Source organism: Streptomyces sp. NPDC019890, assembly GCF_044903445.1.
Taxonomy (GTDB): Bacteria; Actinomycetota; Actinomycetes; order Streptomycetales; family Streptomycetaceae; genus Streptomyces.
Map to the genome: position 1 here is coordinate 22,343 of NZ_JBJDQK010000015.1, position 16,138 is coordinate 38,480.

12 protein-coding genes are annotated in these 16,138 nt (G+C 69.0%); 9 read left to right on the top strand and 3 right to left on the bottom strand.

The features are described 5' to 3' along the window. Positions 1-217: 217 nt before the first annotated feature. From ACI2LP_RS30190 to cseC, 5 genes are all read left to right on the top strand, one after another. Positions 218-1,144, top strand: coding sequence for an A/G-specific adenine glycosylase (locus ACI2LP_RS30190; RefSeq protein WP_404727708.1), 927 nt, complete (start codon positions 218-220; stop codon positions 1,142-1,144). Between the two features lie 207 nt (positions 1,145-1,351). Then, positions 1,352-1,957, top strand: coding sequence for a SigE family RNA polymerase sigma factor (locus tag ACI2LP_RS30195; RefSeq protein WP_360871407.1), 606 nt, complete (start codon positions 1,352-1,354; stop codon positions 1,955-1,957). After that, a complete protein-coding gene (locus tag ACI2LP_RS30200; protein ID WP_404727709.1) occupies positions 1,945-2,613 on the top strand; it encodes a hypothetical protein in 669 nt (222 codons plus the stop codon). Before ACI2LP_RS30195 ends, ACI2LP_RS30200 begins: the two co-directional genes overlap by 13 nt. Before the next feature lie 10 nt (positions 2,614-2,623). Continuing rightward, on the top strand, positions 2,624-3,328 hold the full coding sequence (gene cseB / locus ACI2LP_RS30205; protein ID WP_404727710.1) for a two-component system response regulator CseB: 705 nt from the start codon (positions 2,624-2,626) through the stop codon (positions 3,326-3,328). Next, positions 3,325-4,644: a two-component system sensor histidine kinase CseC gene (gene cseC / locus ACI2LP_RS30210; RefSeq protein ID WP_404727711.1), complete on the top strand. Its 1,320-nt coding sequence runs from the start codon at positions 3,325-3,327 to the stop codon at positions 4,642-4,644. Before cseB ends, cseC begins: the two co-directional genes overlap by 4 nt. Positions 4,645-4,704: 60 nt before the next feature. Here cseC and ACI2LP_RS30215 read toward each other — a convergent pair whose 3' ends face one another. After that, entirely contained in the window at positions 4,705-6,297 is a 1,593-nt protein-coding gene (locus ACI2LP_RS30215; protein WP_404727712.1) for an MDR family MFS transporter, read from the bottom strand. A gap of 106 nt (positions 6,298-6,403) precedes the next feature. On the opposite strand from ACI2LP_RS30215, the gene ACI2LP_RS30220 reads away from it, so the two are divergent. After that, the gene (locus ACI2LP_RS30220; RefSeq protein ID WP_404727713.1) at positions 6,404-6,964 is read left to right on the top strand and encodes a TetR/AcrR family transcriptional regulator; all 561 of its coding nucleotides are present in this window, start codon (positions 6,404-6,406) and stop codon (positions 6,962-6,964) included. A gap of 54 nt (positions 6,965-7,018) precedes the next feature. On the opposite strand, the gene ACI2LP_RS30225 is transcribed toward ACI2LP_RS30220, so the two are convergent. Continuing rightward, positions 7,019-7,792: a M23 family metallopeptidase gene (locus tag ACI2LP_RS30225; protein ID WP_404727714.1), complete on the bottom strand. Its 774-nt coding sequence runs from the start codon at positions 7,790-7,792 to the stop codon at positions 7,019-7,021. 522 nt (positions 7,793-8,314) lie between these two features. On the opposite strand from ACI2LP_RS30225, the gene dacB reads away from it, so the two are divergent. From dacB to ACI2LP_RS30240, 3 genes are read left to right on the top strand one after another with little or no spacing between them, the layout of a single operon-like run. Beyond that, a complete protein-coding gene (dacB, locus tag ACI2LP_RS30230; RefSeq protein WP_404727715.1) occupies positions 8,315-9,913 on the top strand; it encodes a D-alanyl-D-alanine carboxypeptidase/D-alanyl-D-alanine-endopeptidase in 1,599 nt (532 codons plus the stop codon). 41 nt (positions 9,914-9,954) lie between these two features. Then, on the top strand, positions 9,955-10,284 hold the full coding sequence (locus ACI2LP_RS30235) for a trypco2 family protein (protein ID WP_404727716.1): 330 nt from the start codon (positions 9,955-9,957) through the stop codon (positions 10,282-10,284). Next, positions 10,284-13,241 carry an NACHT domain-containing protein gene (locus ACI2LP_RS30240; RefSeq protein WP_404727717.1) on the top strand — a complete coding sequence of 986 codons (2,958 nt, stop codon included), beginning with the start codon at positions 10,284-10,286 and terminating at the stop codon, positions 13,239-13,241. The genes ACI2LP_RS30235 and ACI2LP_RS30240 overlap by 1 nt, the downstream gene beginning before the upstream one ends. 69 nt (positions 13,242-13,310) lie before the next feature. On the opposite strand, the gene ACI2LP_RS30245 is transcribed toward ACI2LP_RS30240, so the two are convergent. Next, positions 13,311-15,836: an ATP-dependent Clp protease ATP-binding subunit gene (locus ACI2LP_RS30245; RefSeq protein WP_266479644.1), complete on the bottom strand. Its 2,526-nt coding sequence runs from the start codon at positions 15,834-15,836 to the stop codon at positions 13,311-13,313. Between the last annotated feature and the right edge of the window lie 302 nt (positions 15,837-16,138).

A 16,138-nucleotide genomic window follows, 5' to 3' on the forward strand; every position in this document is an offset into this window, starting at 1 on the left:
GCCCGGGCTCCTGCTCTTCGCGGCGCTCCTCGGTGCCCTCCCCGGGGCGCTCCCCGGGGTCTCGCAGGGGCGCCTCGTCCGCGTCGCCCGGCGGCGGTCCACGGCCACGCTCGCCCCCGCCCGGCCGGGGACCACACTGCCGACCGTATCGACGGCGCGGCGGCCCCGGAGCGTATGCACCGTCCGCCCGCCCGGACATGCCAGGATCGTCAGTGCCATGACTGACATCTCCGCAGACCCTGCCACCGCCACCGTCCCGGCCCAGGCCGACGCGGCGTCCTTCCACGCCCCCGTCATCGCCTGGTTCGACGAGCACGCCCGCGATCTTCCCTGGCGCCGCCCCGAGGCCGGCGCCTGGGGTGTGATGGTCAGCGAGTTCATGCTGCAGCAGACCCCCGTCAGCCGGGTGCTCCCGGTGTACGAGCAGTGGCTGGCCCGCTGGCCGCGCCCCGCCGATCTGGCGGCGGACGCGCCCGGCGAGGCCGTCCGCGCCTGGGGCCGACTCGGCTATCCGCGGCGTGCGCTGCGGCTGCACGGGGCCGCGCAGGCGATAACGGAGCGGCACGGCGGCGATGTGCCCAGCGAGCACGCGCAGTTGCTCGCGCTGCCCGGCATCGGCGAGTACACGGCGGCCGCGGTGGCCTCGTTCGCGTACGGACAGCGGCACGCCGTCCTCGACACCAATGTCCGCCGGGTGTTCGCCCGCGCCGCGAGCGGCATCCAGTACCCGCCGACCGCCACGACCGCCGCCGAGCGCAAGCTGGCCCGCACGCTGCTGCCCGACGACCGGGCGACCGCGGCCCGCTGGGCGGCGGCCTCCATGGAGCTGGGCGCACTGGTGTGCACCGCGAAGAACGAGGACTGCGCGCGCTGCCCGATCTCGTCGCGGTGCGCGTGGCGGCTGGCGGGCAAGCCCGCATACGAAGGTCCCGCTCGCCGGGGCCAAACCTATGCGGGTACGGACCGCCAGGTGCGCGGCAAGCTCCTCGCCGTACTGCGCGAGGCCGTCGCGCCGGTCCCGCAGTCGGCACTGGACGCGGTCTGGCACGAGCCCGTACAGCGGGCGCGGGCACTGGACGGACTGGTCGCCGACGGCCTCGTGGAGCCACTGGAGAACGGCGTCTACCGCCTCCCGCACAGCTGATTGCGCACCGGCCCCGGGGAAGCCCGGGTGCCGTTTCCCACCCGAACCCGACCTGAAACATTCGCTGTTACACAACCGATGGATGGCCGTGCGCCCTCCGACGGCTGCTCCGCACAGGCCCGTGACAACACCTCCGTAGCTTCTTGCGACGTAAGGCAAACGGCATGTGCTTGTCACGGGGATTCAACGGGGACGGAGGCGGTTGGAATGGCGCACGGCGAGGTGCTCGAGTTCGAAGAGTACGTACGCAACCGGCAGGAGGCACTGCTGCGCAGCGCCCGCCGTCTCGTCCCTGACCCGATCGACGCGCAGGACCTGCTCCAGACCGCTCTGGTCCGCACCTACGGCCGCTGGGACGGCATTGCGGACAAGTCGCTGGCCGACGCCTACCTCCGCCGCGTGATGATCAACACGCGTACGGAGTGGTGGCGCGCCCGCAAGCTCGAAGAGGTGCCCACCGAGCAGCTGCCCGACGCGAGCGTCGAGGACGGCAGCGAACAACGCGCGGACCGCGCCCTGCTGATGGACGTACTCAAGGTGCTGGCGCCCAAGCAGCGCAGCGTCGTGGTGCTGCGGCACTGGGAGCAGATGAGTACCGAGGAGACCGCTGCCGCGCTGGGGATGTCTGCGGGTACGGTGAAGAGCACGCTGCACCGGGCGCTGGCCCGGCTCCGCCAGGAGCTGGAGAGCCGGGACCTGGACTTCCGCGCCCTGGAGCGCGGTGAGGTGCGGCAGGATCGTGAGCGCAGCGGGCACCTCCCGCGCCAGCAGGGCAACGGGGGAGAACGGGGGCAGGAGCGGTGCGCGGCCTGAGAGGCAGAGCGGGCAACAGCAGCCTGGCGGCGAGCGGTGCGGCGGTGGCCGGCCTCGCCGCCGTCGGCCTGTTCACCGTCGCCTGCTCCTCGGGCGGCACCGGGGTGAAGGACGAGGGCGCGGCGCACGCCGACGCCGTCGCCAAGGCCACCCCGTCGCCCGTGCCCTCCGCCGGCGGCGCGGCCCAGTTCGCCACGTCCGTCGACGCGGTGGAGCTGATCAAGAGCGACCCGAAGGTCAGCGAACGGGTCAAGGCCGACCTCAAGCCCTGCGGCCGGGACAGCTACCCGGTGGACACGTCGTACAGCAACCTCACCGGCGGGACCTCGCCCGATGTCGTCGTCAATGTGATGACGTGCGGCGACGCTGTTGGCATGGGCACGTATGTGTATCGCGCGAACGGCGAGAAGTACGAGAATGTCTACGCCGCCGAGGAGCCCACGGTGTACTCCGCGATCGACCGGGGAGACCTGGTGGTGACCAAACAGGTGTACGCGAAGGGCGCCCCGGTGGCCGAGCCGTTCGGCGAGGAAATCACCACGTACCACTGGTCGGGCGGGAAGTTTGTGCAGCTGCACTGGGTGCGCAATGAATTCAACAGAGCGGTCGGGGACGGCGAGGTAGTCGCCACGGATCCGCCCAAGAATGAGAACTGAGAGAAGCGGGATGGCTGACACTCATGTCCTGTTCGTCGAGGACGACGACGTCATCCGCGAGGCGACCCAACTGACGCTGGAGCGCGACGGCTTCGTGGTCACCGCCATGCCCGACGGGCTGCAGGGCCTGGAGGCCTTCCGCGCCAACCGGCCGGACATCGCGCTGCTCGATGTGATGGTGCCGGGCCTGGACGGGGTGAGCCTGTGCCGCCGCATCCGGGACGAGTCGACCGTGCCGGTGATCATGCTGTCGGCCCGCGCCGACTCGATCGACGTGGTGCTCGGCCTGGAGGCCGGCGCCGACGACTACGTCACCAAGCCCTTCGACAGCGCGGTGCTGGTCGCCCGTATCCGCGCGGTGCTGCGCCGCTTCGGCCACGCGGGCGGCGCGGCGGGCGGCGAGTCCGCGGCGGGCGAGGACGCGCAGGGCGCGCTGCTTTCCTTCGGCGATCTGGAGGTCGACACGGAGGGCATGGAGGTGCGCAAGGCGGGCGAGCCGGTGGCGCTGACACCGACCGAGATGCGGCTGCTGCTGGAGTTCTCGTCCGCGCCGGGCACGGTGCTCTCCCGCGACAAACTGCTTGAGCGGGTGTGGGACTACGGCTGGGGCGGCGACACCCGGGTCGTGGACGTCCATGTCCAGCGCCTGCGCACCAAGATCGGACAGGACCGGATCGAAACGGTCCGCGGATTCGGTTACAAGCTCAAGGCATGAAGCGCTTCGTACTGCGCACCGGAGTCCGCTGGAAGATCAGCATCGCGATCGCGTTGGTCGGCGCGCTCATCGCGATGGCGCTGAGCCTTGTCGTACACAACGCCGCCCGCGTCTCGATGCTGGACAACGCCCGCGATGTCCAGATGGACCGGGTGCTGCTCGCCCAGCGCTGGTACGAGACGTCCAAGAACAAGGACCCGCGCTTCAACACCAAGCTCAATGACCGCACGCTCCCCAGGCCGCTGCAGAAACTGATGCACGAGAAGCGGCGCGGCAGCTATGTGCAGGACGGCCACCACGGCCCGCCCGAGATCTGGGCCGCCGTCCCGCTCTCCAACGGCGACGTGCTCTCCCTGCACACCCAGTTCGCCGGGCGCAGCGCCACCGTCATGAAGGACCTCGACCGGGCTCTGATCATCGGCTCGGTCTCGGTGGTGTTCGGCGGCTGCGCGCTCGGCGTGCTGATCGGCGGACAGCTCTCACGCCGACTGCGCAAGGCGGCCGCGGCCGCCGGCAATGTCGCGCAGGGCAATACGGAGGTACGGGTTCGGGAAGCCATCGGCGGTGTCGTACGCGACGAGACCGACGAACTGGCCCGCGCCGTCGACGCGCTGACCGACGCGCTGAACGAACGCATCGAGGCCGAGCGCCGCGTCACCGCCGACATCGCGCACGAGCTGCGCACCCCCGTCACGGGCCTGCTCACGGCCGCCGAGCTGCTGCCGCCGGGCCGCCCCAGCGAGCTGGTACGGGACCGGGCCCAGGCCCTGCGAACGCTGGTCGAGGACGTGCTGGAAGTGGCCAGGCTCGACAGCGCGTCGGAGCGGGCCGAGCTCCAGGAGATCGCGCTCGGTGAGTTCGTCAGCCGCCGCATCTCGGCCCTGAACCCCGATGTCCATATCCGGGTCGTACACGAGTCGTGGGTCAGCACCGATCCACGGCGGCTGGAGCGCATCCTGCTCAATCTGCTCACCAACGCCGCCAAGTACGGCAAGGCGCCGTTCGAGGTCGCGGTCGAGGGCCGGGTGGTGCGGGTGCGCGACCACGGCCCCGGCTTCCCCGTGGCGCTGCTGCGCGAGGGCCCGAGCCGCTTCCGTACGGGCGCGAGCGACCGCGCGGGCACGGGCCACGGCCTGGGCCTGACGATCGCGGCCGGCCAGGCGCGGGTCCTCGGTGCCCGGCTCACCTTCCGCAACGCGGCACCGGAGGGCACGACGCCACTGGGCGAGTCCGGCGGCGCGATCGCGGTGCTGTGGCTGCCCGAGCACGCGCCGACCAACACCGGCAGCTTCCCGATGATGCCGCTCTCCGGCTAGCGGGAGCCCTGGTGGAGGTCTGACAGGCCCAGTCCTTGTCCGCCGTGGCTTTTGCCGAGGTCAGACGGCCTCGGCCACCTTGTCCAGGGGCTGGCCCGCAGACTGGCCGTCGGCCTCCGCCTGCTTCGGTCCTGCTCCCCGCAGCGGCACCTCTTTGACGAAGAACGCCGCCACGAAGCCGATCACCGCGACCGCCGCCCCCAGCAGGAAGGCCGCGTGCGTCCCGGACGCCACCGCGAACTCGTACGCCTCACGGACCGGGTCCGGCAGCTTCGCCAGGCTCGCGGCGTCCAGCTGCGCAGAGCGCTGGGTGATCCCCGCGCCGCCCCTCGCGGCCATCTCGTCCTGCACCCGGCCGGTGAACAGCGCGCCCATGATCGCGACGCCGAAGGAACTGCCGAGCGTACGGAAGAGGGTGGCCCCGGAGGAGGCGACACCCATGTCCTTCAGCTCGACGCTGTTCTGCGCGACCAGCATGGTGATCTGCATCAGGAAGCCCATGCCCGCGCCGAGCACCGCCATATAGAGGCCTGAGGTCAGCCGGGAGGTCTCGGTGTCCATCGTCGAGAGCAGGAACAGGCCGGCCGTCATCAGTGCGGCGCCGATGATCGGGAAGAGCCGGTACTTGCCGGTGCTGGTGGTGACCCGGCCCGCGAACATCGAGACGACGAGCATCGACAGCAGCATGGGCAGCAGAAGCAGACCGGAGTTGGTCGCCGAAGCGCCCTGGACGGACTGCTGGAACAGCGGCAGGAAGAGCACCGCGCCGAACATCACGAAGCCGGCCAGGAAGCCGATCACCGACATCAGCGTGAAGTTGCGGCTGCGGAAGATGTGCAGCGGCATGATCGGTTCGGCGGCCTTGGTCTCGACGAAGAAGAAGCCGGTGAGCGCGGCCACGCCGATCGCGATCAGCTCCATGATCACAGCGGAGTCCCAGGCGTACTCGGTACCGCCCCAGGTGGTCACCAGCACGATCGACGTGATGCCCACGGTCAGCAGCGCCGCACCCAGATAGTCGATGCGCGCCTTCGTACGCTCCTTCTTCGGCAGGTGGAGCACCGCGGTGACCATGGCGAGCGCGACGGCGCCCAGCGGCAGGTTGATGTAGAAGCTCCAGCGCCAGCCGAGGTGGTCGGTGATGGTGCCGCCGGCCAGCGGTCCGCCGATCATCGCGACGGCCATGACCGCGGCCATCATCCCCTGGTACTTGCCGCGCTCCCGGGGCGGGACCAGATCGCCGATGATCGCCATCACGCCGACCATCAGGCCGCCGGCGCCCAGTCCCTGGATGGCACGGAAGCCGATCAGCTGCCCCATGTCCTGGGCCATGCCGCTCAGGACCGAGCCGATCAGGAAGATCACGATCGAGGTGAGGAAGGTGCCCTTGCGGCCGTACATGTCGCCGAGCTTGCCCCAGATCGGGGTGGAGGCCGCGGTGGCCAGGGTGTACGCGGTGACCACCCACGACAGATGCTCCAGACCGCCCAGCTCGCCGACGATGGTCGGCATCGCGGTGCCGACGATCATGTTGTCGAGCATGGCGAGCAGCATGGCGATCATGAGCGCGAGGATCACGACCCGCACACTGCGAGGCTGCGGCGGCTCGTCCACCGCCGTCGCCTCTTTCTGGTCTTTCGCTATACCGGCCATCGTTTCCCACTCCCCGACACTTACTTGCCGCCCGGCTAGTTGACTACACTGGGGAAGGTAGCCCGCCACTAGCCGGGCGTCAAGTAAGTTTTCTCAGGAGCGCCCCATGGCCAGAGGCAACACCCGTCAGCGCATTCAGGACGTCGCCCTGGAACTGTTCGCCGAGCAGGGTTACGAGAAGACCTCGCTGCGCGAGATCGCCGAGCGGCTGGACGTCACCAAGGCCGCGCTGTACTACCACTTCAAGACCAAGGAAGACATCCTGATCAGCCTCTTCCAGGACCTGACCAGGCCGATCGACGAACTGATCGAGTGGGGGAAGACGCAGCCGCGCACCCTGGAGACGAAGCAGGAGATCCTGCGCCGCTACAGCGAGGCGCTCACGGTCTCGGCCCCGCTCTTCCGCTTCATGCAGGAGAACCAGGCCACCGTGCGCGACCTCAGCATCGGCGAGACCTTCAGGGACCGGATGCTGGTGATGCTCGACCTCGTCAAGGAGCCGGAGGCAGCCCTGGAGGACCAGGTCCGCTGCGTCAGCGCGCTCTTCACGATGCACGCCGGAATGTTCGTACTCAAGGACGTCGAGGCCGACCCGGAGGAAAAGCGCAAGGCCGTCCTGGAAGTGGCGATGGGCCTGGTCACCCAGGCCCACCACGTCACGCCCTGAAGGCGCCTTTCAGCGTCTGACGTCCGACCCGTCTGACGTCCGACCCGTCTGAGCTCAGACCGTGACGCCCACGGAGCGCAGGAAGGCGACGGGGTCGACGGCGGAGCCGTAGTTCGGGGTCGTACGGATCTCGAAGTGCACGTGCGGACCACTGGAGTTACCGGTGTTGCCGGAGAGGGCGATCTTCTGTCCGGTCTTCACCGTCTGGCCTATGTGCACGTCGATGCGCGAAAGGTGCGCGTACTGCGAGTACTTGCCGTTGGCGTGCTTGACCACGATGGCGTTGCCGTACGCGGGGCCGTCACCGCCGCCGTTCGGGCCGGCCTTCACAATGGTGCCGCCGTGCGCGGCGACGACCTTGGTGCCGATCGGCACCGCGAAGTCCTGGCCGGAGTGGGCGTGCGACCACATGTTGCCCGCCTTGCCGAAGGTGGCGCTCAGCGTGTACTTGGCGACCGGCTGGGACCAGCCGACGGCCTTCTTCGCGGCGGCCTTCTTGACCGCGGCAGCCGCGGCCTTCTTCGCCGCGGCCTGCTTGGCGGCTGCCTGCTTGACCGCAGCTGCGTGCGCGACGGCGGCAGCGTGCTTGACGGCAGCGGCGTGCTGGGCAGCGGCGGCGGCCTTGGCCTGCGCCACGGCCTGCGCGGCGACGGCACCGGAGGTGTTCACCGGGGCGGCAACCGCGGCAGTGGTCGTGGTGGTGGTCCCAGCGGCGAACGCGGCCCCGGCTCCGAGCACCATGGACGCCCCCAGACCGGCAGCCAGCACGGCGGCACGGGTACGGAGAGCGGACCGGCGGGGATGGTGGGACGTAGCGCGCTGCGTCATCGGGAAACCTCCGGGCATAAGGGGACCCGGCACGTCTGCGCCGGGCTGGCCATCCCTTGGTAACCCGAGTCCCCGCGCTGTCTCAAACCGCCCATCTACGACCATAGGCCGTAGACAGCACGCCAGGAATTCGACTCTTGACTCCCTTCCAGCCCCTTCCTTAAATCGGACAAAACGGTTGAGAATCGACCGAAGCGAAGAGGTTTAGCCCCACATCCGAACCGAGCGAATGGGACATCCGGCATGGATCCCCAGCCATCGGACACGGGAGGGCGGAAGATCCCCCCCGCCGGCGACCCGGAGGTCCCGGATCGGGGCGAATCGCCGCGACTATTCCGGGTAGTAGGTCCGAATTGTCCTGTGCGGCTTGTCACTGGCCCAAGGGGCAGCGAACTGCCCGCGGCGCTCCTGACGGCCTCCTCCCGAGGGCGGCTGAAGGCCACCACCCGCCACGGCTGAGGCGCCGCACAGCCCCCGACGCGTTCTTCCCGCACGCACCCTCGTCCGGGATGCTCCTGTGCCATGAGTAGACCCGTGATTCGCTCGAAGCGCCGTGTGAAGCGCCACGGCTGGATCTGGCCCGTCGCCATCGGGCTCGCCTGCACACTCACCTGGAGCGCGCCCGCCGGGGCCGGACCCTCCGACACCGGCCTCAAGGGCGCCATCGACAAGATCCTCGCCGACGCCCGGCTGGACGGCGGAGCGGCGAGCGTCGTGATCGCCGACGCCACCACCGGGGAACGGCTTTACCAGCACGACGGCACCGACCGGCTGATGCCCGCCTCCAACACCAAACTCGCCACCTCCACCGCCGCGATGGCGTTACTCGGGCCCGACTACCGCTACCGCACCGACGTCCTGACCGACGGCCGCCGCCATGGCTCCACCCTCCGCGGCGACCTGTATCTGCGCGGCGGCGGCGACCCGACCACCCTCGCCAAGGACTACGACCGGCTGGCCGCCGATCTCGCCGCCTCGGGCGTCAAGCGCGTCACCGGCCGCCTCATCGCCGACGACACCCGCTTCGACACCCAGCGCCTCGGCCGCTCCTGGGCCGCGGACGACGAGTCCTCGTACTACTCCGCGCAGATCTCACCGCTGACCGTCGCGCCCGACACCGACTACGACTCCGGCACGGTCATCGTCGAGGCGCTCCCCGGCGCCGCCCCCGGCGACAAACCGCAGGTGAAGCTCACCCCGCCCACCGGCTACGTACGCATCGACAACCGCGGCACCACGGTCGACAAGGGCCTGCCCGACACCCTCTCCATTGAGCGGCAGCACGGCACCAACACGATCACCGTCAGCGGAAACATCCCGGTCGGCGCGAGCGCCACCAAGGAGTGGGTGACCGTGTGGGAGCCCACCGGCTACGCCGCCGCGGTCTTCTCCGACGCCCTCGCCCAGCACGGCATACGCATCACCGGCCACCCCCGCCTCGGCCGCCCCACCCCGCCCGACGCGAAACTCCTCGCGTCGCACAGCTCCATGCCGCTGCGGGAGTTGATGTTCCCGTTCATGAAGCTGTCCAACAACATGCACGCCGAGGCACTCACCAAGACAATCGGTTACGAGAAGGCCGGCCGCGGTACCTGGGACGCCGGCCTGACGGCGATCAGCGGCTATCTGAAACAGGAAGGCGTGCAGACCTCCACGATCCGCCAGCTCGACGGCTCGGGCCTGACCCGGATGAACCTCTTCCCGGCCCAGCAGCTCGCCACCCTGCTCCTTTCGGTACGGGACGCCCCCTGGTACGCCGACTGGTACGCGTCCCTCCCGGTGGCCTGCAACCCGGACCGCGCCATCGGCGGCACGCTCCGCTCCCGTATGTGCGCGACGCCTGCCGCGCTCAACGCCCGCGGCAAGACGGGCTCCTTGACGGGCGCGTCGGCGCTTTCCGGATACGTGAAGGATGCGGGCGGCCGTGAGCTCGTCTACAGCGTCGTGCTCAACAACTACCTCGCCTCCTCGGTGAAGAGCATCGAGGACGCGATCGTGGTCACGCTGGCGGGGTCGGACACGGGGGCGGGCACGATCGCCGCCGTTCCGCCGAAGACGGCGCGCACCCATGAGCTTCCGTCCGACCTCGAATGCTCCTGGCAGAAGCCGAAGTTCTGCTGAAACGACATGGCCCGGACCGTACGGAAGATACGGTCCGGGCCATGACGGACATTGAGCTCGCCGACGCGATCCAGTCGGTACGGGACCAGTTACTCGACGCAGCCACACGGGCCACCGGACAGCCCGTGGTCTTCGAAGTGGGCGACATCCAGATGGAGTTCACGATCGAGCTCCGCAAGGAGTTCAAGGGCGGCACGAAGGTCAAGGCATGGGTGGTGGAGGCGGGCGCGGACGCCGGCCGGACAACGGGCCACACCCACAAGATCGCCTTCGCGCTCAAGCCGCGGAACGCGACCACGGGCCGGCCCTGGAAGGTGGGCAGCGAAGACCTCGGCAGCACCGAAGACTTCGGCGCCGGGCCCGCTGACTGATGGCCCGCTCGTCATCCCAGGCACCGCTCCGGAGTGTCGTTGCGGTCCTGTCCCACCACCAGGGCAGCGGCGTACTGATCGGCCGCAGCACAGTGCTCACGTGCGCGCATGTCGTCGGCGCCGCCGACACCGCCCGTGTGGCTGTCCCCGGCATCGGGGGCGAACTGCTCTGCCGTCTGGTCTGGTCCGACGAGGGCCTCGACGCCGCGTTGCTGCACATCACGCGAAAGCCGGAAGCACTCACCCAGCTGCCCCGCATGAGCACCCTGGCCACCGACCGGCCACTGACGGATTGCGAGATCATCGGCTTCCCCCGCATCCAGCGGTACGGCGGCGGCCGGAAGCTGGACCTCGATCAGTACACCGGTACGATCCTCCCCATGGCCGGGCTCATCCGGCGCACGATGGTGTTCGAGTTCGACCGGCCTCCCGCGAGCGAGCCCGCTGACGGTACGTCGCCGCTCGCGGGGCTGTCCGGTGCGCCGGTCTTCGCCGACGACGGGCTGCTCGGCATCGTCCAGGAGCTCCCTCGTGGCCGTGGCCACCGGCGAGTCGAGTGCCTTCCCCTGCAGACGCTCGCGATGAACCAAGGCTTCCTCGAAGCGTACGGTGCATCGACCGGTCACCCGCCGCCGCGCCTGACGGAGCTCAGCAGCCCGGCGATCCGGGACCTCCGCTTTGAGCGGGAGTACGCGGAGGCCGTGGGCGCCGCCTACCGCAGAACGAGGATCTTCGGCCTTGACGAGCTGCGCAAACGGGACTCCGAATGGGACCTCGACACGGCCTATGTGAGCCTGGAGGCCCGGCCCCGGCAGAGCGGGGGTCACGACGGGCGCGGTGCCCCGCCCCAAGTCCCCGTAGTGCCCGAAGGCCCCGAAGCGGGCGGTGCCGTGGCCTCCGTACCGAAGAGGATCGACGAACTGCTGGCCGACCGCCCGCGCGTCCTGCTGCGCGGTGAGGCGGGCGCCGGCAAGACGACACTCATGTGGTGGCTGGCCGCGCACGCCTCGGCGGGGACGCTCGGTCCACGGCTCGATCAGCTGAACGGCCTGGTGCCGTTCGTCGTCCCCCTGCGTACCCTCCGTGCCCGCGGCGGCACCTTCCCCACCCCTTCCCAGCTCCACTCAGTGGCCCAGCTGATGGCTGATGATCCGCCCGAAGGCTGGGCGGGGCGGGTCCTCAAGGCCGGTCGCGCCCTGCTGCTGCTCGACGGTCTTGACGAGATGCCGAAGAACGACCGGGAAGAGGCCCACGAGTGGCTGTCCGGGCTGCTCGCCCGCTTCCCCGGCACCCGGTGTGTGGTGACCGTACGGCCGCTCGCGGTCGAGCCGGACTGGCTGAAGTCGGAGGGCTTCGAGGAGCTCAGCCTGCTGCCCATGACGGGCTCGGACATCCATGCTTTCGTCGCCGCATGGCACCGGGCAGCCCGCCTGGACGGCGACGACGGCGAGAACCTGGACGACCTGGAACGGGAGCTGGCCCAGCAGTTCGAGCAGAACCGCGCACTCAGCGATCTCGCCCGTACACCGCTGCTCTGCGCGGTCATCTGCGCGCTGCACCGGCTGCGCCAGGGGTTCCTGCCGGAGACCCGGTGGGCGCTCTACCAGTCCGCGCTCCAGATGCTCCTCGGCAACCGCGACAAGTTCCGCAAGATCGACGCGCCCGAAGGCATCTCGATGACGGTGGAGGAGCATCTGCAGCTGCTGCAGCGGATCGCGGTATGGCTGGTGCGGGGCGGCCAGGCCGAATTCACCCGGGAACAGGCCCTGCACCAGCTGAAACGCACCCTGCCGGGGATGCCACGGGTAGGGGAGCAGGGCACACCCGAGGTCGTACTGAACCATCTGCTCAACCGCAGTGGTCTCCTCCAGGAACGCGGCGACGACGACTTCCAGTTCGCCCACCGGACCTTCCAGGACTTCCTGGCGGCCAAGGAGTTCGTCGAGGGCGACCACATCCAGGAGGCGCTGAAGCACGCCTATGAGCAGCAATGGCAGGATGTCCTGCTGCTGGCCGCAGGCCATTGTTCCCGCCGGGAACTGACCGTGCTGGTCAATGGGTTGATGACCGCCGGTTCCTCACTGGGGACGCAGGAAGGCAGGCGGCGCACCGAACTGTACGTACTGGCCGCGCTGTGCGCGCAACACGCGGCGTGGCTGGACTCGGCCACCCTTGAGCGCGTACGGACGGGGATCAGGTCTGTCGTCGAGCCCCGCAACAACCTGGAGCTGCACCTGCTGGCCCGGCTGGGTCCCTACGTGCTGCCGCTGCTGCCGAGCCCTGCCCCGCGGCCCATGACGCACGAGAGGCCGGTGGTCGAGCTGATCAACGAGATCGGTGGCGCAGACGCCATCCCCTACGCCCGGCGCTTCGCGGAAAAGGCCGACGGCTCCAGCAATTTCGCCTCCTCGCTGGCCGGCAACTGGGCCAACTATCCGGCCGGCGAGTACGCCCGCGAAGTCCTCACTCGCCTCGACCTGACTGCCGTACCGCTGTTCATCACCAACCGCGAACAGCTGGCACAGCTCCCCGTGTTGTCACACGCTCGGCACCTCGACATCACCGGTGACATCAGCGCCGCCGAACTCGAGGCCCACCTCGACGGCCACAGCATCGAGACCATCGGTATCGCGGACAACAAGCTCCTCACCGACCTCACATTCCTGCGCTGCTGCGGTTCAGAGCTCAAGCAGGTGGCCATCAGGCGCTGCCCCGGCGTGGAGAGCCTCGCCTTCCTCCCCGAGCTCGACGCGCTGGAGGTGGTCGACCTGGATGCCGTGCGGGTTTCCGCCGTCGATGTGGGGGCCATGGCCCGGATATCCCGGCTGCGCTCCGTCTTCATCTCGTACCCCTCGATGGAGGAGGAAGAGCTGAATCTGACGCCGCTGCGGGCCGTGGCCGGGTTGAAGCTCAACGTCTCAGGGCTTCCCAAGCGACGGATCATCGGCTACCGCTGAGGACGGCGAAAGGGGCTGCGCCGGAACCATCACTGGTTCCGGCGCAGCCCCTTCGGACACTCAGAACGCTTACGCGTCCTTCGACAGGTTCGGCCCGGCTCCGCCGGCCGCCTGCTCGATCGGAGGAACGTCCGGCAGCGCCGACTTCTCCTCGCCGCGGAAGGTGAACTTCTTCTCCTCACCCTCGCCCTCGGTGTCCACGACCACGATGTGACCGGGGCGCAGCTCGCCGAAGAGGATCTTCTCCGACAGGATGTCCTCGATCTCGCGCTGGATCGTCCGGCGCAGCGGCCGGGCGCCCAGGACCGGGTCGTAGCCCTTCTTGGCGAGCAGCGACTTGGCCGTGGGGCTGAGCTCCAGGCCCATGTCGCGGTCCTTCAGGCGCTCGTCCACCTTGGCGATCATGAGGTCGACGATCTGGATGATGTCTTCCTCGGTCAGCTGGTGGAAGACCACCGTGTCGTCGACACGGTTGAGGAACTCGGGCCGGAAGTGCTGCTTGAGCTCTTCGTTGACCTTGACCTTCATCCGGTCGTAGTTCGACTTGACGTCGCCCTGCGCCGCGAAGCCCAGGTTGAAGCCCTTCGAGATGTCCCGGGTCCCGAGGTTGGTCGTCATGATGATGACCGTGTTCTTGAAGTCCACGACGCGGCCCTGGGAGTCGGTCAGGCGACCGTCCTCCAGGATCTGCAGAAGGGAATTGAAGATATCGGGGTGGGCCTTCTCGACCTCGTCGAAGAGGACGACGGAGAACGGCTTCCGGCGCACCTTCTCGGTGAGCTGGCCGCCCTCTTCGTAACCCACGTATCCGGGCGGGGAACCGAAGAGACGGGAAACCGTGTGCTTCTCGCTGAACTCCGACATGTCGAGGGAGATCAGCGCATCCTCGTCGCCGAAGAGGAATTCGGCGAGCGTCTTGGAGAGCTCGGTCTTACCGACACCGGACGGGCCGGCGAAGATGAACGAGCCACCAGGGCGCTTCGGGTCCTTCAGGCCGGCGCGGGTACGCCGGATCGCCTGGGAAAGGGCCTTGATGGCGTCCTTCTGGCCGATGACGCGCTTGTGGAGCTCGTCCTCCATGCGCAGCAGACGCGAGGACTCCTCCTCGGTCAGCTTGAAGACCGGAATGCCGGTGGCCGTGGCGAGAACTTCGGCGATCAGCTCGCCGTCGACCTCGGCGACGACGTCCATGTCGCCGGCCTTCCATTCCTTCTCGCGCTTGGTCTTCGCGGCGAGCAGCTGCTTCTCCTTGTCGCGGAGAGAGGCCGCCTTCTCGAAGTCCTGGGAGTCGATCGCCGACTCCTTGTCGCGACGGACGCCCGCGATCTTCTCGTCGAACTCGCGGAGGTCCGGCGGCGCGGTCATCCGGCGGATACGCATCCGGGAACCGGCCTCGTCGATCAGGTCGATCGCCTTGTCCGGCAGGAAGCGGTCCGAGATGTACCTGTCGGCCAGCGTCGCGGCCTGGACCAGCGCCTCGTCCGTGATGGAGACGCGGTGGTGGGCCTCGTAACGGTCCCGCAGGCCCTTGAGGATCTCGATGGTGTGCGGCAGCGACGGCTCCGCGACCTGGATGGGCTGGAAGCGGCGCTCCAGGGCCGCGTCCTTCTCCAGGTGCTTGCGGTACTCGTCGAGCGTGGTGGCGCCGATGGTCTGCAGCTCACCGCGCGCGAGCATCGGCTTCAGGATCGAAGCCGCGTCGATCGCGCCCTCGGCGGCGCCCGCACCCACCAGGGTGTGGAGCTCGTCGATGAACAGGATGATGTCGCCGCGGGTGCGGATCTCCTTGAGGACCTTCTTCAGGCGCTCCTCGAAGTCACCGCGGTAGCGGGAGCCGGCAACCAGCGCGCCGAGGTCCAGGGTGTAGAGGTGCTTGTCCTTGAGGGTCTCGGGCACCTCGCCCTTGACGATGGCCTGCGCCAGGCCCTCGACGACCGCCGTCTTGCCGACGCCGGGCTCGCCGATGAGGACCGGGTTGTTCTTGGTACGGCGGGACAGCACCTGCATGACCCGCTCGATCTCCTTCTCGCGCCCGATGACCGGGTCGAGCTTGGACTCACGAGCGGCCTGGGTGAGATTCCGGCCGAACTGGTCCAGGACGAGCGACGTCGAGGGCGTGCCCTCGGCCGGGCCGCCTGCCGTGGCGGCTTCCTTGCCCTGGTAACCGGAGAGCAGCTGGATGACCTGCTGCCGCACCCGGTTGAGATCGGCGCCCAGCTTCACGAGGACCTGGGCGGCGACGCCCTCGCCCTCGCGGATCAGGCCGAGCAGGATGTGCTCGGTGCCGATGTAGTTGTGGCCCAGCTGAAGAGCCTCGCGGAGCGACAGCTCCAGGACCTTCTTGGCACGAGGGGTGAAGGGAATGTGCCCGGACGGGGCCTGCTGGCCCTGGCCGATGATCTCCTCCACCTGCTGGCGGACCGCCTCGAGCGAAATCCCGAGGCTCTCCAGGGCCTTAGCGGCGACACCCTCACCCTCATGGATAAGGCCCAGGAGGATGTGCTCGGTGCCGATGTAGTTGTGGTTGAGCATCCGGGCTTCTTCCTGAGCCAGGACGACAACCCGCCGCGCGCGGTCGGTGAACCTCTCGAACATCGTTAATCGCTCCTCAGAGCGGTCAGGCAGTAAAGGGGTCGGTCCCCTCCCTGTCCTTCCGCAGCTTAGTCCCGCAAGCGGGGACCGCTCATTCCAACTGCCGACACCCGTCTGTGGCCTCCTGACCGCTGAACGCCGACAACTGCTCCAACCCGATGGTGCGAGACGATGTTCCCGCAGGCCAGGCAGATACCCTCACCACCGCTACGCCGATGGCGAACGTGAGACGGCCAGGCAGGCGTGTCGCCCCTTGCCACTAGGAATGTCTTACCCGTAAGCACTGACACTCCATGCGGCGCGCA